This window comes from Beijerinckia mobilis, assembly GCF_000745425.1.
Classification (GTDB): Bacteria; Pseudomonadota; Alphaproteobacteria; order Rhizobiales; family Beijerinckiaceae; genus Beijerinckia; species Beijerinckia mobilis.
Window position 1 is genome coordinate 78,573 of sequence record NZ_JQJH01000001.1, and the last position, 23,950, is coordinate 102,522.

The 23,950-nt window shown below is 58.5% G+C and carries 19 protein-coding genes; 11 read left to right on the forward strand and 8 right to left on the reverse strand.

The window, feature by feature from the left end:
- Positions 1-103: 103 nt before the first annotated feature.
- A complete protein-coding gene (locus tag DL88_RS00325) occupies positions 104-829 on the reverse strand; it encodes an alpha/beta hydrolase (RefSeq protein WP_051955412.1) in 726 nt (241 codons plus the stop codon).
- A 462-nt stretch (positions 830-1,291) separates the two neighbouring features.
- Here DL88_RS00325 and DL88_RS00335 point away from each other — a divergent pair, with 462 nt between their 5' ends.
- Positions 1,292-2,104 (forward strand): outer-membrane lipoprotein carrier protein LolA, encoded by an 813-nt coding sequence (locus DL88_RS00335; protein ID WP_034990616.1) that lies wholly within the window; start codon positions 1,292-1,294, stop codon positions 2,102-2,104.
- 624 nt (positions 2,105-2,728) lie between these two features.
- Positions 2,729-3,544 carry an exodeoxyribonuclease III gene (gene xth / locus DL88_RS00345; RefSeq protein ID WP_034991109.1) on the forward strand — a complete coding sequence of 272 codons (816 nt, stop codon included), beginning with the start codon at positions 2,729-2,731 and terminating at the stop codon, positions 3,542-3,544.
- 109 nt (positions 3,545-3,653) lie between these two features.
- Here xth and DL88_RS21035 read toward each other — a convergent pair whose 3' ends face one another.
- Positions 3,654-3,992: a YdcH family protein gene (locus DL88_RS21035; RefSeq protein ID WP_370736372.1), complete on the reverse strand. Its 339-nt coding sequence runs from the start codon at positions 3,990-3,992 to the stop codon at positions 3,654-3,656.
- A gap of 349 nt (positions 3,993-4,341) precedes the next feature.
- On the opposite strand from DL88_RS21035, the gene DL88_RS00355 reads away from it, so the two are divergent.
- The 5 genes from DL88_RS00355 (at position 4,342) to DL88_RS00375 (ending at position 10,597) form a co-directional block, all read left to right on the forward strand.
- Complete coding sequence (locus DL88_RS00355) at positions 4,342-4,560, forward strand: YdcH family protein (protein WP_034990621.1); 219 nt, start codon at positions 4,342-4,344, stop codon at positions 4,558-4,560.
- A 119-nt stretch (positions 4,561-4,679) separates the two neighbouring features.
- Positions 4,680-7,826 carry an O-linked N-acetylglucosamine transferase family protein gene (locus DL88_RS00360; protein WP_084704701.1) on the forward strand — a complete coding sequence of 1,049 codons (3,147 nt, stop codon included), beginning with the start codon at positions 4,680-4,682 and terminating at the stop codon, positions 7,824-7,826.
- Positions 7,827-8,376: 550 nt separating this feature from the next.
- Entirely contained in the window at positions 8,377-8,850 is a 474-nt protein-coding gene (purE, locus tag DL88_RS00365) for a 5-(carboxyamino)imidazole ribonucleotide mutase (RefSeq protein ID WP_034991112.1), read from the forward strand.
- Positions 8,847-9,944 (forward strand): 5-(carboxyamino)imidazole ribonucleotide synthase, encoded by a 1,098-nt coding sequence (locus DL88_RS00370; RefSeq protein ID WP_034990623.1) that lies wholly within the window; start codon positions 8,847-8,849, stop codon positions 9,942-9,944. Before purE ends, DL88_RS00370 begins: the two co-directional genes overlap by 4 nt.
- A 347-nt stretch (positions 9,945-10,291) precedes the next feature.
- Entirely contained in the window at positions 10,292-10,597 is a 306-nt protein-coding gene (locus DL88_RS00375; RefSeq protein ID WP_034990625.1) for a hypothetical protein, read from the forward strand.
- Positions 10,598-10,629: 32 nt separating this feature from the next.
- Here the strand turns inward: DL88_RS00375 and DL88_RS00380 are convergent, their stop codons facing one another.
- Complete coding sequence (locus DL88_RS00380; protein WP_051955413.1) at positions 10,630-11,322, reverse strand: glycosyltransferase family protein; 693 nt, start codon at positions 11,320-11,322, stop codon at positions 10,630-10,632.
- Between the two features lie 772 nt (positions 11,323-12,094).
- Between DL88_RS00380 and DL88_RS00385 the strand changes: the two genes are divergently transcribed.
- A complete protein-coding gene (locus tag DL88_RS00385; protein WP_034990627.1) occupies positions 12,095-12,547 on the forward strand; it encodes a hypothetical protein in 453 nt (150 codons plus the stop codon).
- Between the two features lie 61 nt (positions 12,548-12,608).
- Here DL88_RS00385 and DL88_RS00390 read toward each other — a convergent pair whose 3' ends face one another.
- Positions 12,609-13,877 (reverse strand): M48 family metallopeptidase, encoded by a 1,269-nt coding sequence (locus tag DL88_RS00390; protein ID WP_034990629.1) that lies wholly within the window; start codon positions 13,875-13,877, stop codon positions 12,609-12,611.
- Positions 13,878-13,918: 41 nt separating this feature from the next.
- Complete coding sequence (pgl, locus tag DL88_RS00395; protein WP_034990631.1) at positions 13,919-14,644, reverse strand: 6-phosphogluconolactonase; 726 nt, start codon at positions 14,642-14,644, stop codon at positions 13,919-13,921.
- 801 nt (positions 14,645-15,445) lie between these two features.
- Here pgl and DL88_RS00400 point away from each other — a divergent pair.
- From DL88_RS00400 to zwf, 3 genes are all read left to right on the forward strand, one after another.
- On the forward strand, positions 15,446-16,696 hold the full coding sequence (locus DL88_RS00400) for an ROK family transcriptional regulator (protein WP_034990633.1): 1,251 nt from the start codon (positions 15,446-15,448) through the stop codon (positions 16,694-16,696).
- A gap of 67 nt (positions 16,697-16,763) precedes the next feature.
- The gene (locus DL88_RS00405) at positions 16,764-17,735 is read left to right on the forward strand and encodes a carbohydrate kinase family protein (RefSeq protein WP_034990634.1); all 972 of its coding nucleotides are present in this window, start codon (positions 16,764-16,766) and stop codon (positions 17,733-17,735) included.
- A gap of 193 nt (positions 17,736-17,928) precedes the next feature.
- Entirely contained in the window at positions 17,929-19,407 is a 1,479-nt protein-coding gene (gene zwf, locus DL88_RS00410; protein ID WP_034990636.1) for a glucose-6-phosphate dehydrogenase, read from the forward strand.
- Positions 19,408-19,436: 29 nt separating this feature from the next.
- Here zwf and glk read toward each other — a convergent pair whose 3' ends face one another.
- The 3 genes from glk to DL88_RS00425 all read right to left on the reverse strand — a co-directional run bounded on the left by glk (position 19,437) and on the right by DL88_RS00425 (position 23,876).
- Positions 19,437-20,411, reverse strand: coding sequence for a glucokinase (glk, locus tag DL88_RS00415; protein WP_034991115.1), 975 nt, complete (start codon positions 20,409-20,411; stop codon positions 19,437-19,439).
- 861 nt (positions 20,412-21,272) lie between these two features.
- Complete coding sequence (locus tag DL88_RS00420) at positions 21,273-21,593, reverse strand: 2Fe-2S iron-sulfur cluster-binding protein (protein WP_034990638.1); 321 nt, start codon at positions 21,591-21,593, stop codon at positions 21,273-21,275.
- A gap of 75 nt (positions 21,594-21,668) precedes the next feature.
- On the reverse strand, positions 21,669-23,876 hold the full coding sequence (locus DL88_RS00425) for a primosomal protein N' (protein ID WP_034991118.1): 2,208 nt from the start codon (positions 23,874-23,876) through the stop codon (positions 21,669-21,671).
- Positions 23,877-23,950: the final 74 nt, after the last annotated feature.

Here is a 23,950-nt window from a genome sequence, read left to right on the forward strand (position 1 = left end):
TCAAATCCGGCAAGAATGAGAGACGATGGCCCGTTGCGGGCTAGCCCTCCAACGGGGGCAAGGAATCGTCGCGGCCCCATCCCGGCGCGCCCGGGATCGGGCCTCAATGATCATGATCGTGATCATCAGCGGCTTTCTTCGGCACCAAAGCGTCATGCAGGAAATCACCGGCAGCCGCGATGCCTGTTTCATCGATCGTATGGCCAAGCCCCTTGCGCGTCATGGATTTGACCGGCACGTCGAGGGCCTTCAAGGCCGCCTTGGCCTCTCCCATGCGCTCATAGGGGACGACTTCATCCTGGTCGCCATGGACGAGCAGAACCGGCGGGCGCGACACAATTTCGTGCGGCAAAAGGTCCGGCGCCACCAAAGCGCCGGAAAATGAGACGATAGCCCCCGTTTTCGGGCGTCTCAGCCCGGTATGAAGCGCCACCATCGCCCCTTGCGAGAAACCAACCAGAGCAAGATGGCGATCTTCTAGCCGCCGCTTCGCAAGCGATTCATCGAGAAACTGGTTCACGATTCCGGTCGCCGTGCGCATTCCTTCCAGAATTTTGTCCGGGCTGCGATCGGCGATGCTGAACCATTGGCGGCCGACTGGAGCCTGATCAAAGGGGAAAGGCGCATGCATCGCCAGAAATTCCGCCTTGAGCAGGCTCGGCTGCCAATTCACTGCAATATCAATGAGGTCATTCCCGTCGACGCCAATCCCATGCAGCAGAACGACAAGATAAACCGTCTTGCCGCAGGAGAGCGGCGCATAACTGCGCCCTTCCAGATCGGGGCGGGAAAGAGCGGGCTTCACCGGATCGGATGCGGTCTGATCCATGTCATTCCTCTCGTAGGTTACATGGCCTGTGTTACTGAGCCTGAGTGGCAAGGCATGAGTACAGGACTTACCCGACGCCCAATGCCCGGCTGGATGTCTTGAACGAATGGGTTGAGGGAAAGGCCAAACAGGTCCCCGGTAGCTTTGCTTTTGCGTTGAAAAACCAAAATCAAGCTCGCCTGAACTTTCAAGCGCCAGTCATTTCGGAAAAGTTTGCGAAGTGATTCATTTATGATTCACCAAGGGATTGACGATATGATCCCTCTTCTTGCCCCCGGCGAGAAGCAAGAAACGGACTGGACCAATCGATTTTCCTTGCATGCACGCGCGGCATTCCTCATCGCAGGTACTATCTCCCGCCGCATAACGGCTTTAGGAACCGGAACGACTTTCAACGGCGCACAGCACGCGGACGGAACCCATCGGCCCACCGGACAATCTGATGAATCAAGAGGCAAGCCCATGCAAAGGCTGATGACCCAATGGACGAAGGCAAGGAGCGGGGGAGTCACCCGCACTCTGCGCGCGCATGCCCTTCTCGCGACGGCGCTGACGATGGCCTTGCTTGGTGGCGCTCTTTCACCCGCTGAGGCAGTGACAAACCGCCAGCCGGAGGCCGGGCCCGCAGCGAAACAGTCCGGGAAGACAAGCTCACAGCCATCAATGACGCGAATGGCGGCAGCCAAGCCCGCGACGCCCGCAAAGCCGTCGCCAGCCCCTGCACCCGCGCCCGCCTTCATCCCGATGGACGAAGCAACCGCCATCCAGAAAGCCAATGCCTATTTCAGCTCGGCGACGACTATGGTTGGCGATTTCGTGCAGGTCGGCAGCGACGGCCGGCGCACGGAAGGCAAGCTCTATGTCCAGCGCCCCGGACGCCTGCGCTTTGAATATGCCCTGCCAGCGACGCTCGAAATCGTCGCGGACGGCCTGTCGCTCGCAATCCACGACCGCCGTACCGCCACCAAGGACGTCTATTTCATCAGTCAGACGCCGCTGAAATTTCTGTTGAAAGACCAGGTGGATCTCGCCCGCGACGTCAAGGTGGTGGAAGTCGTGAGCGACCCTTCAGCGGTCACGATCGTGATCGAGGACAAGGCGACATTCGGCGGCACGTCGCGCATCAATCTGGTGTTCGATCCAGTCAAGTTCACTCTCAAGCAATGGAAAGTAACCGATCCGCAAGGCTATGAAACACTGGTCTCGCTGTTCAATCTGGACCTGAGCAAGAAGCCGGATCCCGGACTTTTCCAGCTTTCCCCCGATCATCTGTAAGACACGTTAATTTGAGGATCAGATTGCCCGATTTTGCCTCCTGCGACGCTTGTCGAGCGGCATTGGCGGGCCTATTTGAGCCCCGTGCAGGCGATCAGCCGATCGAGACGTATCCCCCGTTTCGGTTCGATCGGTTCATGCCGGTTCCCCTCCCGGCACATCGCTGCAAGAGGGCGCTCGGTCCCCCCGACCGGGCGCCCTTATTTTATGCCTTTTTTCTCATCGACGCGCTCAGACCCAATCCCGGCAAGAACAATCCCTTGAGCCTTGGGCTCCGTGACTTGGACTCCCGGCTTTAGACTCTCGGATTTAGACTTGGGGATTTCCCCCGGCGATGACGGGGCGGCGCCTCCCCATGGGACCTCATTGATTCAACAGGCCGGAAGCAATGAGACTTCCTATAACGACGGCCAAAGCCGTATCGGAAAGCGCGAATTCCTGATAGTGGAGCCTCCGCTCGAGTCGTTCGTCCCGGTCAAAATTGCCACTATGCTCTCATCCATACAGGGCTAAGGGACCAATTTTCGGGATCGCTCAGACAGGCAGCAATACAGCCCGTCCGTTTCGGTGCCCTTGATGCTGCAACGAGACATTATGGCATCACTTGAAGGAAGGGACAGGATCGTGCGTTTCAGCCTCGCCACATGGAACATCAATTCGGTTCGGCTGCGCATTGATCTCGTGTCCCGTTTCCTGACCGAACAAGCGCCAGACGTCCTGTGTCTTCAGGAAACCAAATGCCGGGATTCCGAATTCCCGCTGTCAGCTTTTCACAAGCTTGGCTATCCGCATGTCGCGATCTGCGGCCAGAAGGGCTACCATGGGGTGGCTATCGCCTCGAAAATCCCTTTCCTCGAAAACGGACGGAGGGATTTCTGCGCCAAAGGCGATGCACGCCATCTCACCGTGACCCTGGCACCGCTGCCGGAACGTCCGATCACTTTGCACAATTTCTATGTTCCGGCCGGCGGCGACGAGCCGGATCCCGCGATCAATCCGAAATTCGCCCATAAACTCGCCTTCCTGGACGAAATGGCCGAATGGATGCAAACGGACAAGATTGCGGAACGCGATGCGATTATCGTCGGGGATCTCAACATTGCACCGCTCGAAACCGATGTCTGGAATCACAAGGCGCTTTTGAAAGTGGTGAGCCATACGCCGATCGAAGTTGAAAAACTTGGTCGGGTGCTCGCCGCCGGGCCATGGGTCGATGCCTTGCGTCATCATATCGCGCCGGAAGAAAAGCTCTATACATGGTGGAGCTATCGCTCGCCCGATTGGGCGAAGGCCAACAAGGGACGCAGACTCGACCACATCTGGGTCAGCGAAAGCCTCAAGCGCCATCTCGATGGTCTCGCGATCTTCCGGGAAAGCCGCGGCTGGGAACGGCCGTCAGATCACGTTCCCGTCCTTGTGCACCTGAATCTGGCGGGATGACCCCCTCTTTTTAAGACACTGAGCCGACAACAAGAGAGCCCGGACCATTGCGATGCCGGGCTCGAAAACGCTGTGAAAAAGGGATCGGGCCCCGAAAGGTGTCTTGATGTCAGGAGCTCACAACAAGGATTTCACCCTTGAGCCTCGCGATCTCATCCTTGAGCGAGAGCTTTCGGCGCTTCAATTCGGCAAGTTTCAACGGGTCGGAAGCAGGTCGGAGCATTTCCTGGCTAATTTCCTTTTCGAGAGCATCATGGCGTAGTTCAAGCGTGGCCAAATGGTTTTCAAAAGACATAGGGCACTCCTCGAATATTGACCGATGAATTGCACGCGCATCCGCCCTCCCCCTTCGAAGACAAGGCTTCGCAACGGGTTCGAGGCGAAAGCCGCCTGCGCCGATTGTCGCGAGCTCCCTGACCATACCCTTCATCGACAGACGAACAGGCACGGGGCGGAGCTCCCGCCTTACCGTCCTTGCTTTCCTTAGAGACCCGTTAATGGTAAAGATTGATAATCTGTCCCGGGCCCGGTTTCTGGCCGCTTTCATTCGAAAACGGCCTATGAACGTGACACAAGTTTCCTGTCTTGCGAAGTGGAATTATATGCCGGCATAAGCTTAAGCAGCATGATGGATGTTTCTCCAGTTTTAGGAACTCTCCACTTTTTCAAGTGCATAGGAATGAGTCCGGCGCGCTCGGCAATCCTCTTCAAACAATTTCCCTGCGACGATCGGCCAAACGACAGGCCTACGGTGACCGCAAAGGGAAGACGAGACTCCAGAGAGTTGAAGGCAATCGATGGCAGATAAACTGAGCGAGGATGAACGCATCTCGTTGCAGAAAGAACTTGAGCATTTGCGAGAGGAACATCGCGATCTCGACGCCGCCATCGAAGCTCTTCTGCATCTTGGGACGACCGACCGGCTTCAGGTCCAACGGCTAAAGAAACGCAAGCTGGTCCTGCGCGACCGCATCGTCTATCTCGAAGACCAGCTGACACCCGATATCATCGCCTGACGCCAACCGGCTGCTCCCTGAGAGATCCACTTGGCGGGAGGTTGGATTGGAGAAGACATCGGCTTGGCGCAAGCTTGGCGCGTTAGAACGGCGGCGTGAAAGACTGCGCCAGGGCCGTTATGACTACTCTGCTTTGCCACGAACATTCGACACAGGACCATAAAAGCTTCAACGATGAAGACGGGGCCGTACCCGTCGTCGCCCGAAACGATCCTGATCGAGACGACTCGGATCGAGCCGATAACGGCCCCAGTCTTTCCTCCACCTTTCTTCTTCCCGCCATCGAAATGCATCGGGTCGGCAGGTTCGATCAGGCGGAAGCACTTTACGAACGTATTCTCCTCGCCGAGCCAGAGAATGCCCTTTGTCTGCATCACCTCGGTCTGATTGCACATCAGCACGGCGATCTGGCGACTGCCATCGCTCGGCTCGAGCAAGCGATCCGGGTCAAGCCCGATTACGTCGAGGCCCTCACCAATCTCGCCGCCCTCTATCGGGCGCAAGGGCTTTTTTCCAAGGCGATCGAAACCTGCCGAGCGGCACTCGCGCAGGATCCGTCGCATGCCATCGCTTATAGCAATCAGGGCGGCGCCCATGAAGATTTGGGCGAGCAGGAGGAAGCGCTTGCCTGCTACCGGAAGGCCGCTTCCCTCAATCCGGCTTTCATCGAGGCGGCGCTCAATGCCGCGCATCTGCTGCGGCGCCTGCAACGCCGCGAGGAAGCCATTGCCGCCTGCGAGACCCTGATCGCCCATCGCCCCGATGCCGCCGAGCCTCATATGGTGCTCGGCAATATCCTGCGTGATCTTGGCCGCCATGAAGCGGCGCGCGCCGCCTATGAGCAGGCGCTGGCCCTGCGGCCTGATTATGCAGAAGCTTATAACAACCTCGGCAATACGCTGCATGCGCAAGGCAAATATGAGGAGGCCAGGAGGGCCTTTACCGAGGCGATCCGCATCAAGCCGGATTTCGCGCAGGCGCATGCGGGACTTGGCGTGACGCTCGAAAGCCTCAAGCGTCCAAGGGAAGCCATCGCCTCGTTCCAGACCGCGCTCCATCATGATCCGCAGATGTTGAATTTAAGGCTCTGGCTGCATCATCGCCGCCGGGCGATCTGCGATTGGCACCACATCATGGAAGACGAAGCCGAATTGCATCGGCAATTCGCGACCAACACGAATATCGGCAACCCGTTTCCCCTCATCAGCATGGAAACCAGCGCCGCCGAACAATACCGGCTCCATCGCGCTTTTGGCGAAACCTTTGGAAACAAGCAGGATGCCTTCGTCCATGTCCCGCGGCCACGCGGTACACGCAGGCTCAAGATCGGCTATCTCTCCAGTGATTTCTACCGCCATGCGACCGCCCTCCTGATGGTCGAGCTATTTGAACGCCATGACCGCGAGGCTTTCGAAATCATCGCCTATTCGCATGGCCCGGACGATCACAGCGAGCTGGGGATCCGCACACGCGAGGCTTTCGATCGTTTCGTCGACATCAACGCCCTTTCGGATTTTGAAGCGGCAAGCCTCATCTATAGCGACGGCATCGATATTCTCATCGACCTCAAGGGATATACCGGCAATGCGCGGACCGGCATTCTCGGCCTGCGCCCGGCGCCGATCCAGGTCAACTTCCTCGGCTTTCCCGGCACGATGGGAGTCGATTTCATTGATTACATCATCGCCGATCCGATTGTGGCACCAATGGATCAGCAACCCTTCTTCGGCGAGCGGATCGTGCATATGCCGCATTCCTATCAGCCTAATGACTCACGCCGGATGATCGCCGATCTGACACCGACCCGCTCCGGCTGCGGCCTGCCGGAGGAAGGTTTCGTTTTCTGCTGCTTCAACAATTCCTATAAAATTACGCCAGCCCTGTTCGATCTGTGGATGCGGCTTCTCGATTCCGTTCCTGGCAGCGTTCTATGGCTGCTCGAACCGCATCCAATTGTACGGGACAATCTCGGCCAGGAAGCCAAAAAACGCGGCATCGACCCGTCACGGCTCGTCTTCGCCCCAAAGATCGCCATTGCCGATCATCTGGCCCGCCACCGGCTCGCCGATCTTTTCATCGATTGCCTGCCCTGTAACGCGCATACGACGGCAAGCGATGCGCTCTGGGCCGGCCTGCCGGTGCTCACCTGCCTTGGTCAGACATTTGCCGGACGCGTCGCCGCCAGTCTGCTGCAAGCCGTCGGCCTGCCTGAGCTCATCATGGCCACGTTCGAAGATTACGAGGCCGAGGCGCTTCGGCTCGCCCGTGATCCCGCCGCGCTGCAGACTCTACGCCGCAAATTGCTGACGCTGCGCCATAAGGCACCGCTTTTCGATATCGCCCTTTATACCCGCCATCTCGAGCGCGCCTATCAGCAGATGTGGTCCGTCTTCGAGGCGGGCCAGACGCCGCTGGCCTTCGCCGTCGAACCAACCCATGCGGCCGAGGATGCCAAGCCCGCGGAAATAGCCCGCATCGCTTTCAAGGCCTGCCCCTTGTGCGGCGGATCCTTCAGCGCGCTCCTCACCGCAGATGTAAACCCCGATCCGCTCTACCGCTCCGTTCTGCCGGGGCAAGTTGAATGGGAACGCTGCCATGAATGCGGCCATGTCTTCGCCGAAGGCGCCTTCCCCGATCATGTGCAAATAGCGCATTTCGCTCGGCCCTTGCCCGAGGAAGCGGTCGGGCATGATCTGGAAAAGCAGCGCTCCCTGTCCGCCGCCATTGTCACGCAGGTTATGCAGTTCCTGCCACGCGCCGAAGGCTCCTGGCTCGATGTGGGTTTCGGCAATGGCTCCTTGCTTTTCACGGCGGAAGAATGGGGGTTCGTACCGGTCGGAATTGAACGCAGGCCACAGCACGCCGAAATCCTGAAAAACCTCGGTTATGAAGCCTCTTGCGGGCAGATGGCGGAGCATGGCTGGAATGAGCATTTCAGCGTCATCAGCCTGAGCCGCACTCTCGAGCGGGTGGCTGAGCCCCTAGCCGAATTACGCATTGCCCGGCGGCAGTTGCGGCGAGACGGAGTCCTGTTTCTATCGTTGCGCAACCGGGGATCGATGGTGTGGCGCCTGCTGCAAGCCGGTCAGGAAAACCCCTATTGGGGAGATCTGCGGGCGGTCCATCTCTTCGACCGCGCCCGCATTGAAACACTGCTCGTAGAAGTCGGGTTTCAGCCCCTTTCCTTCATGATCGACGCGCGTTTTGCACTCGGCATGGGAATTTTAGCGGTTCGCGATGATTCTCCCCTGCTGGACCACGAGTGACCGGCTTGGGTCTGTATCGCCCTGAGCTTGGGTAACCTTGCACCTGGTCCATCGGCTGATGGACATTCCGCCAGCTCCGTTTTCGGAGGGACCGGATCCTTGCCGCTTGACACTTTCCTGCTGGGACAAGGATCCCTTTGAGAGCATTTCGGATAAATCCGGAAACGCTCCCCTTCAAAACAGATGCGTATTTTCAAGGGAAGGAAGGCGAAAAGCGATTCACCCTTATCGGAAAAGACTCAAGAACGGCAAATCCTCGAGCATTCAGTGTCGTGCTTGAGGCCCGTCGAGATTTTGCCTCAAAAGCGATCGAGTGCTTGCGCGCGCTGGCCTGTTCGTTTATGCCGCTGCTTTCGCGATGAATGGACCATCGCCGCGCGACAATGTCTCCGCTTTCCGGGCCTGGAGTTCTGAACTCTGAAATCAGGCTGTGGTCCGAAAGGCCCATTGAAACGACGGCAAGCGGCCGCTGTCAGCGGCATGCTTTCATGGATAAGCTTTGCGGAGTTATTCATTGCCGTCGCCTACAATCAAGCTCGTCGCGCTCATCATGGGCAGCCAATCCGATTGGCAGACCATGCGCTATGCCGCGGATGTTCTGACCGCGCTCGAAATCAGCTTCGAGCCGCTCATCATTTCCGCCCATCGCACCCCACACCGTCTGGCGGCCTTCGCCACGGGAGCCAAGGAAGCGGGCTTCAAGGTCATTATTGCGGGTGCCGGCGGAGCCGCGCATCTACCCGGCATGACGGCGGCTTTCACTTCGCTGCCGGTTCTCGGCGTTCCCGTCGAGAGCAAGAGCCTCGCAGGGCTTGATTCCCTTTATTCCATTGTGCAGATGCCCGGTGGCGTGCCAGTCGGCACCCTGGCGATCGGCAAACCGGGGGCCATCAATGCCGCCTTGCTCGCGGCGGCAATCCTCGCGCTTGGCGACGAGGAACTCGACCAGCGGTTGACATCCTGGCGCTCCGCACAAACGGAATCGGTCGCGATCACCCCCCGCGACGAGGATGAAGCGCAATGAAATTCCCGCTGGCTCCCAATGCCACCATCGGAATATTGGGCGGCGGCCAGCTCGGCCGCATGCTGGCTCTCGCCGCCGCAAGGCTTGGGCTGAAGACCCGGATCTACGCTCCCGAGCCCGACAGTCCGGCTTTCGACGTCAGCTCCGGCCATCGGATCGGCGCTTATGAAGACGAGGGCGAGCTAGCGCTCTTTGCGGCAGAGGTCGATGTCGTCACCTATGAATTCGAAAATGTACCGGCCCGCACGGTTTCGGTTCTCGAAGAGAGCGTGAAAGTCTTCCCTGGCGCGGCAGCGCTGACGGTGAGCCAGGATCGTCTCGCCGAAAAGGAATTCATGAGTTCTCTCGGCATTGCCACAGCTGCCTATCTCGCCGTGGACGATGCCGGAGCACTGGCGCGCGCGGTAGCCCAGCTCGGCCGTCCTTCCATCTTGAAAACCCGCAGATTCGGCTACGACGGAAAAGGCCAAATTCTCATCCGGGAAGGCGCCGATCTTGCGGCCTGCTTCCGTTCCCTTGGCGATTCACCCGGCAACCATTCCGCCATCCTCGAGGGATTCGTACCCTTTCTCAAGGAAGTTTCCGTAGTGGCGGCGCGTGACATGCACGGCGGTTTTGCGGCTTTCGATGTCTGCGAAAATCAGCATGAACATCACATCCTGCATCTGACCCATGCACCGGCAGAGATTGATCCGGCAACTGCCGAGCTTGCAGTCGATATGACAAAAACCATTGCCGAAGCTCTTGATTACGTCGGAGTCCTTGCGGTGGAACTCTTCGTCGTCGAGGAACACGGCGGCAAAACGGCACTTCTCGTCAATGAAATGGCTCCGCGCGTCCATAATTCCGGCCATTGGACCGAAGGTGGTGCGGTGACGTCGCAATTCGAACAGCATATCCGCGCCATAGCCGGGTGGTCTCTTGGCTCTCCCCAAAGACATGGCCGTGCGGTGGAAATGCGTAATTTGATTGGCGATGAGGCTGATGCCTATCTTCAAATCCTGTCCGAACCAGGTGCTCGCCTCACACTCTACGGGAAACGGGAGGCGCGCTCCGGTCGCAAGATGGGGCATGTCACCCGCATCCTCGAATAGGTGCCTCCCTTCTTCATAGGAAAGCACCTGTCTTCCGCACGAAGCCTTTCGGTCCGGAACAATAGCGCCAGCGCATCAAACCATCCTGAAAGTCTAAGGCTGCCACCGGAAAGGCCTTCGGCTCTTCTCTCCTCTACCTTTTTCCTGCCGCACCTTCGCAACGCTGGTCGTGCTCTCGTCTGGAGCAATCCTTGCTTGGTGCTTCCTGTCTTTTGGTCCCAGCAGAAGATTTCAAGCCTCCCTGCTGAGGAGGCGGCGGTGCTGCGCCGAACCGCATGGCTCGTGACGAGGCGGATCCATGTGATTTGGAACAGCCACGTTCACATTCCAGACTAGGAAGCTCGGCCATGGCCCTCTCTGCGATTCCCGCTCTGCCTCCCGAACGCCTTGAGGAATTGCGCCTCAAAATTCTTCCCTATCTCTACAGGACCGGTACGCCGCCGGATCATTCGGTCCAGGCCGCGAAGATCGAACAGGACCTCAAGATGACCCGCGACGAGATCCGGGCCGTGCATCATCATATTCTCCTGCTCGGCTATGTCGCCGAGCGTGCCCGCTCCGGCTTCATCGGGCTGAGTGGCAAGGGCCAGCGGGCCGCCCGCCAGATCATCGACCCAACAATTGTGGAAGATGACGAAGAATTCGACGATTGAGTGCGACAGAGCATCGGAGGCTCAACGCGCCCTTACGCCGAACCATCGACGAAAGTGACCAGTTCAGTCATGGTGTAATCCGGCCTGCTGTTGAAATGAGCGCGTATCGCTGCATAGCGCGGCAGATCTTCGGGTCCGCGCAAGGCCAATGAAAGATCAGGCCGATGCAGATGTGCCTCAGGCTTCACGCTGAGAATCCGGTAGAGTTTAGAATGGCTTCGCAGATAGTGCGTCGCGTCCGCCCGCTCTCCCGGATCGGCACATCGATGATGTGAATCCTTTAGCGCCGCCAGGGTAAATCCTTCAACATCCATGCCTTGCGGATAGGTCGGCGCCAGAGTCGTCCCGACAAAATCCAGCATACCATCGGTCAATTCGACCAGATTGGCCACGTGATCTATCACCGCGGGATCGATCAGCGGGCTGTCCGGCCGCACCAAAATCGCCCCTTTGCGTCCGGCCGCTTCGAGTGCTTGAACAAGCAGGCCCAGCCAGTCACCGCTCGGGCCTCGATGACAATCAAGCCCATGCTCGGTGCAGAAAGCGGCAATCGCGTCGTCAGCACCCTCCAGAGTCGTCACGACGACGAGACCAGCAATATTTTGCGCCCGCGCCATGCGCTCAACCTGACAGGAGAATGGCAACACGCCCTCGACCTCGTGAAAGGCAAGGTTGGGACAATATTCTTCGACGAGACTAATGGGCAGGAGGGCGACAGGCTGCATGACATTTTCCAGAGTGTGAAACAGGGTCTATTGCGGGGATCATGAAACCTCGCTCGAGGACGCAACGGCATCGAGGAGGAACTCTACCGCAACACTCCCTGCAAAGCGGGAGCCCATTTGGATTTTCTGGAACGATCAGGGACCTGGCACGGCACAGCCGACCTCGCCCCGCGAGCCCTGCTCCCTCAAAAACCAATTCTCCGCGAGGCAAAGAAAATCGAAATGAAGGAACAAATGCCGTGCAAGACTGTTGTCATGGCATGAATTGAGAGCTTCAAGGCACTGAATTCGTTAATTTTATTAATGAATATCCAATAATAAAAAATAGCTATGACGCCCAATCATTTAGCAGGTGCACAACAGGCGTCGTCCCGGTTTTCACTAAGAAGCAGGATCCCATTTCCTGCCGGATAATTGCTCCTGACTTTTCCATTCCGGCGCTAAGACAATGACCGTGCCGATGGCTACGGCAGATAGGCTTGACTACCCTCCGCTACTCTCCCGGATGTCCATGTTTGTGGACATTCTCGAAAGCTGTCGGGTGTTTATTCCCATCACCACTTCCATCACACCGGTATTACCGGAACATTCGGAGCAGGGTCGGATTTAAAAATTCATCATTATCTCCCGGGACCACATTTCCGCTCCGGAGATACACAAGACAGATCAGAACAAGAACCAGACAGTAGGTGCTTAAGTTACAAATACACAGATTTAAACGCACAGGAAAGGCTGTCGATGACAATTGGGCATGATCCGGGAACGATCACGAATGGAGCATTTCCCGGGACCAGTCACGGCCCAGAAAGAGCTGGCAATGAGTAGGGACATCGAAACACACAAGATCCACAGGATCTCCCCTCGACGCGAGAGGAATTTCGGCATTTCGCCCTATGACGGGATGGACGGATCAGGTGATGGATATGCCATGTTCACGTCTATGATCTATGACGTAAATGGACAGAGCTTGCATATGGCCCCTGCTGCTCCCAAACATCCACCCAACAAACACACATCCCGACTGGAAAAGCCAGATATGATGGATGACGGCCAAGTCTCACTTACAGATCGCCTTGGCCGCCAATTACGCGACTATTATTCCATAGCCGACTATTCCATCAGCACCCACGACGGATCCGGTGACGGCAAAGTCGCGGATGGCCAGATTTCAGATCCCTTCGCGGCGCTGGTACAGAAACTGGCGGAAAAACTCGGAGAACGGTGAACACCATCCTCTCTTGGCGCCGCCATGATCAGCTATCCAGATACATGGGCAGGCGCATGGTTCATGCCGCGCCTGCCAATTGTGGTTCCCCAGCAGCATCTTGACGCAATTGCCGCACCCTTATCGGCACGGGAGGGTGAGAATAATTCACCAGCGCATAGAGCGGGTCCGGCGTCAGTGTCGAGCCATTGTCACGGGCAAGTTTGGTTAGAGCGGTGATCATCGGTATGGCGCCGACATTCTGGCGGGCATAGGCATCCGCCTCGAATTCATTCCGGCGCGAAATCCAGTTCCCCAGAGGCGCAATAAGCGGCCCGACAACCGAGGCAAGCAGCATACAGACGAAGAGCGCCAGGGCGTCATCCTGATAGGCGACGCCGAAGGACGGCAAAAGCCACGCCTGTTTCGTCAGCCAGCCGAAGGCTGCAAGCATGGCGAGACTGACGAGAGCCGACCGGACAATTCCGTAAAGGATATGTTTGTGCCGAAAATGGCCGAGCTCATGCGCGACGATGGCTTCCACTTCCTCCGTCGTGCTCTGCGTCAGGAGCGTGTCGAACAAAACAATCCGTTTGGAATCTCCAAAGCCGATGAAATAGGCGTTGCCATGGGCGCTGCGCCGCGAGGCATCCATGCTGAAGAGGCCGGACGCATGAAACCCGCAACGCTGCAGCAGATTTTCGATCCGTGTTTTAAGAGGCCCCTCCGCAAGCGGCGTGAATGTGTTGAAACGCGGTGCGACGAAGCGGACATAAACACTCGGCGCAACGATCATGAGGGCGAGAAGGCCGCACCAGACCCATAGCCACCAGAGACCGGAAAACGAGCGCATGACCCAAAGCGCGCCATAAAGCAGGGGTGTCGCGACCACCAGCGCAATCAGCCAGCTTTTGAGGCGATCCGCGATGAAGGTGGCGGGGCTCGTGCGGTTGAAGCCGAATTTCTGCTCGAGCCAGAATGTTTTGTAGAGGCGGAAAGGCAAGGCATAAACCGAACCGATCATCGTCACCGCAAGAAGAAACACGACACCACGCGTGAGGGATGGCGGGATGAAAGAGGCTATCGCGCCATAGAGAAGATTAATGCCGCCAAAGACCCAGGCAAAGGTCAGCGCCAAATCCGCCATGCTTTCCAAGCGGCCGAGTTTTTCCCGTTCGATAGTATAATCAGCGGCTCGGCGATGGTCTTCGAGCGTTATGCTGTTTGCGAAATCCACCGGCACCGCATCGCGATGCGTCAGTACCGAGGCGGTCTGACGGCGGGAAAGAATCCGGGAAAATATTGTGAGCAGCAGTGCCGAGATGATGAATGCAAGACTGAGAGGGGGCATGGAACGCTCTTGGACTACGGGACAGAACCGATTCCACGCCCTTAAGCGTCGGAAACGGTATCCTTATCTGTAAAGATAAGGATACGGCCCTTTGTGGCAATACGCGCGGCGGGCAGCGTGGAGCCTTGCGCCAGCACTTCCCTCAATATGGGCTGTTTCGCCTTTCCTTCTACCAGAAACAGAATCGTGCGGCTGGAGCCAAGGGCCGGATAGGTCAATGAAATCCGTGGTTCCTTTTGAACGCCCTCAATGGCGACAACCCAGGCTTCACGCTCTTCGAGCGCCGTCGTGCCGGGAAACAATGAGGCGGTATGGCCATCCGTACCGATGCCGAGAAGAACAACATCGAACAACGGACGCCCTTCCTCTAGCCGCGTCGCGCCATAGAAATTCTGCAAGGTTTCCGCGTAACGCGCCGCCGCCTCGCCTGGCGTCGTCCCTTCGGTCAGAACGGGATGGATCTGATCGGGTGGGATTGGCACATGCGCGAGAAAAGTCTCATACGCCAATCTGTAATTGCTGTCGGGATGGTCGTGCGGCACGAACCGCTCGTCACCCCAGAAAATATGCAGCCTGGACCAATCAATAGCGGATCGAAAAGCATCCGAACCGAGCCGCCTGAATAGCCGCGCAGGCGTCGAACCACCTGAAAGAACGAGGGAAACAGGCCGTTCAGTGAAAGCGACACAATTGGCGAGCCAGAGCGCGACACGTTCGGTCATATCCTCGGCATCGAGAGCGACATCGAGAACGGGATCTGGCGTCATGAAAGTTTCCTCTCAGGAGCTGCAGCATGAAACCGCAAGGCAAGCCTCTTTTCGGTTTGATGTTCTTACATGAATAATGTGCACCGCTTACCCATGCGATGATCGAGCGATGCTCCGGAACCGCACATGGACTTCATGCGGGAACGAACTCCATGCAGGAAACGCGCGACGGCGCGGCTCGCGACCGTAATCCTGTGGTTCGTGATCTCGCCACAGCCTGCGGTTGGCCGATCTCCACGAAATTGCAGGACAGCTGAAAGCCTTTGCAAGACAATGGTTTTTTAAAGGGAACCATAGGGAAACGCCAAAATGGCGCTCCGACTCTGCGCCATTTTCTATCCAGCACCTTGATGATCCGCTTCCCTTGTCGGGTGCTGCTCATCAATAGGCGGTTCCCACCACTAATTCATTCAGGGTACTTTAATTATTGACAGGCTCTCACCCGCGCGCAAGATTTGATTTCTGACCTTTCGCAAACCAGACCATCGACCGGCACGGCAAGAACGATCTTTCGCCCAAGATGGATGTCCCGAGGCCAAAGGCCGAACCGAAAGACTATTTTGAGTGAATTGCCCCTGGCAATGGCTCGTGTGCAGCCACCTCATTATCCCCCCGCCAGAAATGGGCTCGACAGGAAATGAGACTACCGGCTCCGCTAGCGCCATAATGAAGGACATGCCAATGGAATCAACTGCTTGGCAAAGTTAATTGACCACATTTCTGCCCTGCGGCGCATTCTAACCCCGATAGAAATGGTTTAATCGTCGCCTGAACCGGGATCTCCACTCCGAAAGCGGCTTAATGGTCTTTCACCCCTCTCATACGCCCCAAGCCACCATACCGGCGAGGGGAACCAATGTCGTCGGCGTCCGCGCCTATAATGAACGCCTCATTCTTTCGTTGATCCGGCAACATGGCAGCATTCCGAAATCCGATATCACCAAATTGACGGGTCTTTCGGCACAGACAATATCGGTCATCGTCAGGGCGCTCGAAGCCGACGGGCTGTTACTGCGGATGGAACCGCGCCGTGGCCGGATCGGCCAGCCTTCCGTTCCATTACGTCTCGATCCGGACGGTGCCTATTCACTCGGACTGAAGATTGGCCGGCGAAGCGCCCATCTGATCCTCATGGATTTCATCGGTGATATTCGTGCGCAGGTGCAATGGACCTATCCCTATCCGACACCGGACATTATTTTTCACCGCCTCGAGACTGCTTTGAGGGAGGTTCTGGCGGTCCTGCCCTCGCAGAGGCATGAACGGATTGCGGGCCTCGGCATCGCTATTCCCCATGAGTTATGGAACTGGGCCGATCAAGTCGGCGCGCCCCACGAGGCACTCGACGCCTGGCGCAATCTCAATCTTCAGGCGGAGTTCGAACTTTTCTGCCACTACCCCGTGACCATGGCCAATGATGCGACGGCAGCAAGCGGCGCCGAACTCATCTTTGGCCATGGTCACGACTATCCCGATTTCGTCTATTTCTTTATCGGCGCCTTCGTCGGTGGCGGGATTATTCTCGGCGGCAGTTTCTACCCTGGACGGCGCGGCAATGCCGGGGCTCTCGGTTCCATGCCGGTTCCCGTTCCACGACGGGATCAACCCGGGAATGAACCACCCCGCCCGACGGAACAATTGATCCACCACGCCTCGCTATTCCGGCTGGAGGAACGTCTCGTCACGGCGGGCAAGGATGTGGGACCGCTTTTCCGTCTGACCGGGGATTGGTCGATGCTCGAACCCTTCCTCGACGATTGGATCGAAGAGGCCGCCGAGAGCCTCGCCTATGCGATCACGGCAGCCGTCTCCCTCATTGATTTCGGCGCCGCCATCATCGACGGCGCCTTTCCCGCCCCGGTGCGGCAACGCCTCGTCGAGCGTGTATGCATGAAGATCACCGAGATCGACAGGCGCGGGCTGCTCCCCTTCAATGTCATCGAAGGCGGAGTCGGCGTCAATGCACGATCGATTGGCGCGGCCAGCCTGCCGTTCTTCGCACGATTTCTGCTCGATCGCGATGTTCTGTTCAAAGAGGAAAATCTATGCTGAACGCCTTTGCGCGCATTCACATGAATACATTGTGTGCCGCACCCGGCTCCATTGACAGGTACATACAATGATTCTGGTTTGCGGCGAAGCCCTGATCGATCTTTTCGTCTCTGATACTCCTTCCGCCTCCCCCACCGGCACGCCAAAGACGGAGGCGGTTCTCGGCGGATCACCCTTCAATGTCGCGATCGCTCTTTCCCGCCTCGGCGAGAAGGCGGCTTTCTGCGGAGGTCTTTCGGGCGACCATTTCGGACATTTGCTGCGCGAGCGGCTCACGAAGGAACAGGTCGATCTCGCCTATAGCGTGGCTTCCGACCGTCTCACGACAATCAGCGTCGTCGCGACCGATGACGCCGGCCGTCCCACTTATGCCTTCCATGGTGAAGGCAAAGCCGACAGACAGGTGACAGAGTCCGATCTCGCCAGGCCCTTGCCCGACGATATTACGGCAATCACTTTCGGATCCTATACATTGGCCGTTGAACCTGTCGCCGATGCCTTTGTGACACTCGCACGCAGAGAAGCCAAACATCGCGTGATCTCGCTCGACCCCAATCTGCGGCCGACAGTTACGCCCGACAAAACCGCATGGCGGCGCCATTTCGACGGTTTTCTCGCGCTTGCCGATATCATCAAGGCAAGCGATGAGGATATTGCCAGTGCCTATGGCCAGGATGCCGATTGCCAGGCGACCGCCGAAAGCTGGTTGCAGGCTGGAGCGTCCCTCGTCGCCGTCACTCGAGGACCGGAGGGCGCAGATGCCTTTCTGAAGAATGGTGACAAGCTCAGCATAGCCGGACGTGCTGTGCCTGTGGTTGATACGGTCGGCGCCGGCGATACATTCCATGCAGCCCTCCTGGCGGAGCTTGACAGGCTGGGCCTTCTGGAAAAAGCGGCCTTGCGCATGCTTTCGGCGGAGACCCTGCGCCCCATTCTGTATTATGCAATGGTTGCCGCATCCATCACCTGTACAAGGCAGGGTGCCGACATGCCGACACGATCCGAAGTGCTCGCAGCCTGCGAGACCATTGCGCCCTGATCCCTCCCCCGGTTCATTGAGCCGAGCCACCGCATCGGGACACGACGATGCAAAGGGCATTTCTCTCTTTTTATTTATCAATCATCCTGAATTAAAATTGATTTTCGAGAAGTTCAACTGAACCGGCACCTTCCGCGTTCACGAGCAGGAAGCGCAGACCCTCGTCAGTCTCGAACAGGGAGGACTTACAATCATGGTGTCCCGGATTGTGAAGGTCGAGCCTTTTGATCTCGTCGTCTTCGGCGGGACGGGAGATCTCGCCTTTCGGAAACTCTATCCAGCTTTGTTTCGCCGTTATCAGGACGGCCAACTCACTGAGCCGACGCGCATTCTCGCCATATCGCGCCAAGAGATCACCCCCGAGGATTTCCGCGCGCGCGTCGCCGGTTCCCTGCGGAAGATTTCCGGCCACGAGGCGAGCGAACTCGATTCGGCAAAGGGCTTCTTCACGATGCTCGATTATTGCGTCACCGACGGCAATGGCGAGCGCGGATGGGATGATTTGAAAGCCCGGCTTGGCGACACCAAAGATCGCGTCCGCGCCTTTTATCTCGCCACGAGCCCGGATCTCTTCGGCCCCGTCACCAGCCGGCTCGCGGCGCATGGGCTGGTATCGGAACGGGCGCGTATCATCGTCGAAAAACCGCTCGGCAAGGACGGCGCGTCGGCGGCACGCATCAATGATGCGATCGGCGCTGTCTTTTCCGAGGATCGCATCTATCGGATCGATCATTATCTCGGCAAGGAGACGGTGCAGAATCTCATGGTGCTGCGTTTCGCCAATGCCCTGTTCGAACCGCTGTGGAACGCCGCCCATATCGATCACGTGCAGATTACCGTCGCCGAATGCCTCGGCGTCGAGGGCCGCGCCGCCTATTATGATACGGCGGGCGCTTTGCGCGATATGGTCCAAAACCATATGTTGCAGCTGCTTTGCCTGATCGCCATGGAACCGCCGGCCACGCTCGACGCCGATGCGATGCGCGATGAAAAACTGAAAGTGCTGCGTGCGCTGAAACCGCTCGACGAACAGAATGTCACCCTCCACACCGTGCGCGGACAATATCGCGCCGGCAGCGCGCATGGCAGCGCCGTGCCGGGCTATCTGGAGGAATTGGGGCAGGATCGCAGCATGACCGAAACCTTCGTCGCACTCAAGGCGGAGGTCGAGAACTGGCGCTGGGCCGGTGTCCCCTTTTATCTGCGCACCGGCAAGCGTCTCGCCTCGCGCGTTTCGGAAATCGTCGTCGCCTTCCGGCCGATTCCCCATTCCGTCTTCGGTACCTCGACGGGCTCCATCGCCGCCAACCGGCTCGTCCTGAGGCTGCAGCCGGATGAGGGCGTCAAATTATGGGTGATGATCAAGGATCCAGGTCCAGGCGGGATGCGGCTGCAATATGTGCCGCTCGACATGACGTTCGCGGAAGCTTTTCATACACGCTACCCCGACGCCTATGAACGACTGCTGCTCGATGTGGTGCGCGGCAACCAGACTTTGTTCATGCGCCGCGACGAAGTGGAAGCGGCCTGGCGCTGGATCGATCCGATCCTCGAGGCCTGGCGCAACAGTGGCGAATGGCCGAAACCCTATCTGGCCGGCACCTGGGGACCTTCCGCCTCGATCGCGCTCATCGAACGCGACGGCCGCACCTGGTTCGAGGACTCCTTCTGACACACGGCCCGATGTAATCGTCCCTGTGTTTAGTGATCATTCGGATGATCGATGGCGAAGGCTGCGGCAGCGCCATATAATCCTGGCTGCGGATGAATGATACAACAGACAGGTATATCCGCCATCAGCGTCGTGAAACGGCCCTTGGCGGTGAAACGCGCGGCAAAGCCCGATTGCAGCAGGAAAGGCGCGATGCGCGGACCGATACCGCCGCCGATGACAATTGTTTTGGCACCGAGCATGAGGGCGACATCGCCGCACACAGCGCCGAGACAGAGGCAGAAGCGGTCGAAAGCCGCGGCGGCGAGAGCATCACTGCCGTCGAGAGCGGCTTTCCACAAAGTCTTGTCATCGACTTTCGCAACCGCTTTCCCCTCGATCACCGCAAGCGCCTCATAAAGATTGGCAAGACCCGGCCCAGAAACCAGACGCTCGACTGATACGCGGGAATATCGCTGCCGTAAAATGCCGAGAATCCGGTCGTCAAGGGCATCGAGCGGCGCAAAATCAATGTGGCCACCCTCGCTCTCGAGAACATGATAATGCGCGCGGCTGCGCAAGACATGACCAATGCCGAGCCCGGTTCCCGGTCCGACGATGCTGATGACACCCTCGCACGGCAGGGGATGCCGGGGACCGGCCACCGGCACGAATTGATCCTCGCCAAGATGCGCGACGGCGTGAGCCACGGCGCCGAAATCATTGATCACGCGCCACCGCTCCACATGCAATGTCTCGCCGATCTCGGATTGCCGGATGATCCAGGGATTGTTTGTGAGCTTGAGCACATTGCCGCCAACGGGACAGGCGATGGCAATGGCGATAGCGCGCGGCGGGGGACGGCCGAGAATATCCGCGAACCGCGCCCATGCCAGCGCGAGGCTCGCGTGATCGGCGCATTTCAGCGTGACGGCTTTTCCGAGATGGACCACCCGGCCATCGGCAATTTCAGCCAGAGCGAAGCGGGCATGAGTCCCGCCTATATCGGCCGCCACGATTTCCACATCCGCCTCCCGACCCGACAATGTCGATCCGCACTATACTGATACAGCGCGGATCGCCAACCAAGATCGCGGCGCACTGAGAGCCGCACGGTAATACCAAAGTGCATGGATCACGATTTGTCGTGATCCATGGTGTTAGGCGAACTACCGCTGCGCTGCTGTCACGGAGTGGTAGTAGCCTTGTGCTTCATTTGCTTGCGTGATTTGCGCATCTGTCAGATCGAAAGTATTGAGGGTCGCGAGTTCGCGCCTAAGTTCTTTGGCCTGATCTGTCAGTGTTTTCTGGGTGGACGACGAGGTCGCCAGAAATCACAATTCTGGCACAACTGATGGACCTTATTGCTTTTTGGCGTTTTACGGCATCGCCTTGAAAACCAAGAACCTCTTTTGAAATAATAGCAGGAACAGATAAGACGCTACTGACAGCATTCGTTTGATAGCAATTGGATATAAGGTTGCCATAATGCGCATACGGCATTTTATCTACACTTTATTCGTTAGTCTACTTATCTATACACCAACGACGGCCATCTGCTTAGATAAATCGCGCGACATATACATTTCAGGCGGCCGGAAACTCTGCCACGTCGCGGAGATCATCAAACCTGGATTCCCGACAATACCGCCATCAGAGTGCGTCTATGCCCCGATAAACATCCGCGTCAGAATCATTGAAGAGCGCGGATCGGATGCGCACAAATCATTCCACGTCCACCCCGTTTTTCCGGGAAACACTGGATACGATGGTTGGGTTTATGAGGGAGACCTGACCAACGGCTAGTCAGGAAGCGTGGCATTGACCACCAAGCAGTCGCACGGGCCAAAGGGCGATGAGAGTAGCTCATCGCCTCTGAAATAAGCTTAGAGGTTGGGATTGGGCATATGCAGCACCAATCCGTCGAGTTCCGGCGAGACGACGATCATGCAGGTCAACCGGCTATTGTCCTGTTTGGTGAAGAGCGAATCGATCATCATCTGTTCAAGCTCATGCGGCGGTTTCAGCCGGTCGCGCCAAGCTTCATCGACATAGACATGGCAGGACCCGCAGCTGCAGGTGCCGCCGCATTCTCCGAGAATGCCGGGGATTTCGCAGCGTTTGCCGACCCGCATCAGCACTTCGCCGTCCTCGGCCTCGACGGGAATGGGCGTGCCGTCAAAAGTGGTAAAGGTGATCTTGGTCATGGAGCGCCTCGCTTTCCGCACAAGCGATGCAAGGAACCGGCCTGCCAGTGGTCTCATTCCGATCGCGGCTCGCGATCAGAGAAAACTCTGCGGATCGATATCGACGCTGACCCGAAGGTCGCCGCGCGGTTTCGGCGCGGCGGCGAGCATCGCGCGGATAAAGGTCTGAAGATCGGCGCCGCGCGGCGCCTTGATGAGCAAGCGGTAGCGGTGGCGGCCGCGTATGACCATGATCGGCGCCGGCGCCGGACCCAACAGGACAATCCCCTCCCCTTCCAGGGCGATACCTTCGCGGGCCAGCGGAAAAACGGGATCCGGCGGCAGGGAATGGGCCGCCTTGACCAGCGCCCGCGCATGCTGCTCCGCCGCCGCGGCCTCGCCCGCCGAAACAATGAGCGCGGCAAGACGGCGGAATGGCGGCAAGCCGCCGCGCTGGCGCTGCTCGGTTTCCTCCCGATAGAAGCGCTCGGCATCGCCGGACAAAAGCGCGGCGATGACCGGATGATCCGGTTGCCAGGTCTGGATCAGGGCCGCGCCCTCGGTGCCGAACCGCCCGGCGCGGCCGGTGACCTGGCTCAGCATCTGGAACGTGCGTTCGGAGGCGCGCGGATCGCCATTGGTGAGGCCAATATCGGCATCGACGACACCAACCAGCGACAAAAGCGGGAAATTATGCCCCTTGGCGACGAGTTGCGTGCCGATGACGATGTCACAGGCTCCTTGCGCCACGGCCTCCAGCTCGGCCCGCATCCGCGCTGCGCCGCCCGGTATGTCCGAGGAAAGGACGAGGATGCGGCTCTCGGGAAACAGGCCGGCTGCCTCCTCGGCGAGGCGTTCGATACCGGGACCGCAGGCGGTGAGCTGATGCAGCGCGCCGCAGGCTGGGCAGGCCTCCGGCACACGTTCGATATGGCCGCAATGATGGCAGATGAGCGCCTTGCGGAAACGATGTTCGACTAACCAGGCGGTGCAATTGGGGCATTGGAAACGATGACCGCAGGCGCGGCACAGCGTGAGCGGCGCATAGCCCCGGCGGTTGAGGAAGAGCAAGCTTTGCTCGCCACGCTTCAACACTTGCCCCATCGCTTCGGCGAGGCGCGGCGAAATCCATTTGCCGGAGGCCGGTCCCTCACGCCGCAGATCGATGGCGGCAAGCTTCGGCAAATCGCGTCCGCCATGGCGCGCATGCAGCCGCAAATGATTGTAACGGCCCTGCTCCGCATTCACCCGCGTCTCGATCGAGGGTGTCGCCGAGGCGAGCACCACCGCCGCTTTGGCGAAACGGCCACGCACCACCGCCATGTCACGCGCATGATAGGTGACACCATCCTCCTGTTTGTAGGCGCTGTCATGTTCCTCATCGACAACGATGAGCCGCAGATCGGTGAAAGGCAGAAACAAAGCCGAACGGGCACCGATAACCACTTTGACCGCGCCGGAGGCGACGCCCTGCCAGACCCGCGCACGCTGGCGGGTGCCGACCGCCGAATGCCATTCTCCCGGCCGCATCGCAAAACGCGCCGTGAAACGCTCGAGAAATTGCGTGGTGAGCGCGATTTCCGGCAGCAGGATCAAGGCCTGGCCACCGGTCTCGATCGCCGCCGCCACGGCCTCGAAATAGACTTCCGTCTTGCCCGATCCCGTGACGCCTTCAAGCAACGTAACAGCGAATGCATGCCGCGAGACATCGGCGCGAAGCGCGGCGGCGGCTTCGGCCTGATCCTGTTCGAGCCTTTTCGCCGATGGCAGGGCAACGGAGGAAGGCACTTCCTCTGCCAATAAAGCGGTCGCGAGAGTGCCTTCGTCGATCAGGCCATTGATGACGGCGGCGGAGCATTGCGCGCGCGTGAGCAGATCCTTGCGCGGCAGAATGAGGCCATCATCGAGAGCCGCTAGAACACGGGCGCGCGCGGGCGTCATGCGCGCGGGCAGCGGCCCCGCCCGGGTGATGCCGAGGCGAGGTGCTTCCGGCTCAGCCTGCAAGGGCGCGCGTATGGCCATGCGCAGCACCATGCCGCGCGGACTGAGCGTCCATGAAGCCACCCAATCGACAAAGGCGCGCAATTCTTCCGGCAAAGGGGGAAGATCATGCCGCGCCAGAACCGTCTTCAGATTGCCGGCGGCGCCCGGCCTCAGCGCCCAGACGATGCCATCGGCTTCCCGAGTGCCGAGCGGCACACGGACGCAATCGCCCGGTGCCAGCGTCAGTGTCTGAGGCACGGCATAGGAATAGGCTGTATCGACAGCGACAGGAATAAGCACATCGGCGATCAGTGCGTTCATGCGCCTGCTGCCAACTCCATCATTGTCATTCCGCCTTGTCATTCTACATTGTCATCCCGCGCGGGATCACTTTC

Bases quoted from the DNA above. Each gene is read 5' to 3' on its own strand.
- DL88_RS00325 (WP_051955412.1), bottom strand. From the start codon at position 829: ATGGATCAGACCGCATCCGATCCGGTGAAGCCCGCTCTTTCCCGCCCC.
- DL88_RS00335 (WP_034990616.1), top strand. From the start codon at position 1,292: ATGCAAAGGCTGATGACCCAATGGACGAAGGCAAGGAGCGGGGGAGTC.
- DL88_RS00355 (WP_034990621.1), top strand. From the start codon at position 4,342: ATGGCAGATAAACTGAGCGAGGATGAACGCATCTCGTTGCAGAAAGAA.
- DL88_RS00360 (WP_084704701.1), top strand. From the start codon at position 4,680: ATGACTACTCTGCTTTGCCACGAACATTCGACACAGGACCATAAAAGC.
- purE (WP_034991112.1), top strand. From the start codon at position 8,377: ATGGGCAGCCAATCCGATTGGCAGACCATGCGCTATGCCGCGGATGTT.
- DL88_RS00370 (WP_034990623.1), top strand. From the start codon at position 8,847: ATGAAATTCCCGCTGGCTCCCAATGCCACCATCGGAATATTGGGCGGC.
- DL88_RS00375 (WP_034990625.1), top strand. From the start codon at position 10,292: ATGGCCCTCTCTGCGATTCCCGCTCTGCCTCCCGAACGCCTTGAGGAA.
- DL88_RS00380 (WP_051955413.1), bottom strand. From the start codon at position 11,322: ATGCAGCCTGTCGCCCTCCTGCCCATTAGTCTCGTCGAAGAATATTGT.
- DL88_RS00385 (WP_034990627.1), top strand. From the start codon at position 12,095: ATGGAGCATTTCCCGGGACCAGTCACGGCCCAGAAAGAGCTGGCAATG.
- DL88_RS00390 (WP_034990629.1), bottom strand. From the start codon at position 13,877: ATGCCCCCTCTCAGTCTTGCATTCATCATCTCGGCACTGCTGCTCACA.
- pgl (WP_034990631.1), bottom strand. From the start codon at position 14,644: ATGACGCCAGATCCCGTTCTCGATGTCGCTCTCGATGCCGAGGATATG.
- DL88_RS00400 (WP_034990633.1), top strand. From the start codon at position 15,446: ATGGTCTTTCACCCCTCTCATACGCCCCAAGCCACCATACCGGCGAGG.
- DL88_RS00405 (WP_034990634.1), top strand. From the start codon at position 16,764: ATGATTCTGGTTTGCGGCGAAGCCCTGATCGATCTTTTCGTCTCTGAT.
- zwf (WP_034990636.1), top strand. From the start codon at position 17,929: ATGGTGTCCCGGATTGTGAAGGTCGAGCCTTTTGATCTCGTCGTCTTC.
- DL88_RS00420 (WP_034990638.1), bottom strand. From the start codon at position 21,593: ATGACCAAGATCACCTTTACCACTTTTGACGGCACGCCCATTCCCGTC.
- DL88_RS00425 (WP_034991118.1), bottom strand. From the start codon at position 23,876: ATGAACGCACTGATCGCCGATGTGCTTATTCCTGTCGCTGTCGATACA.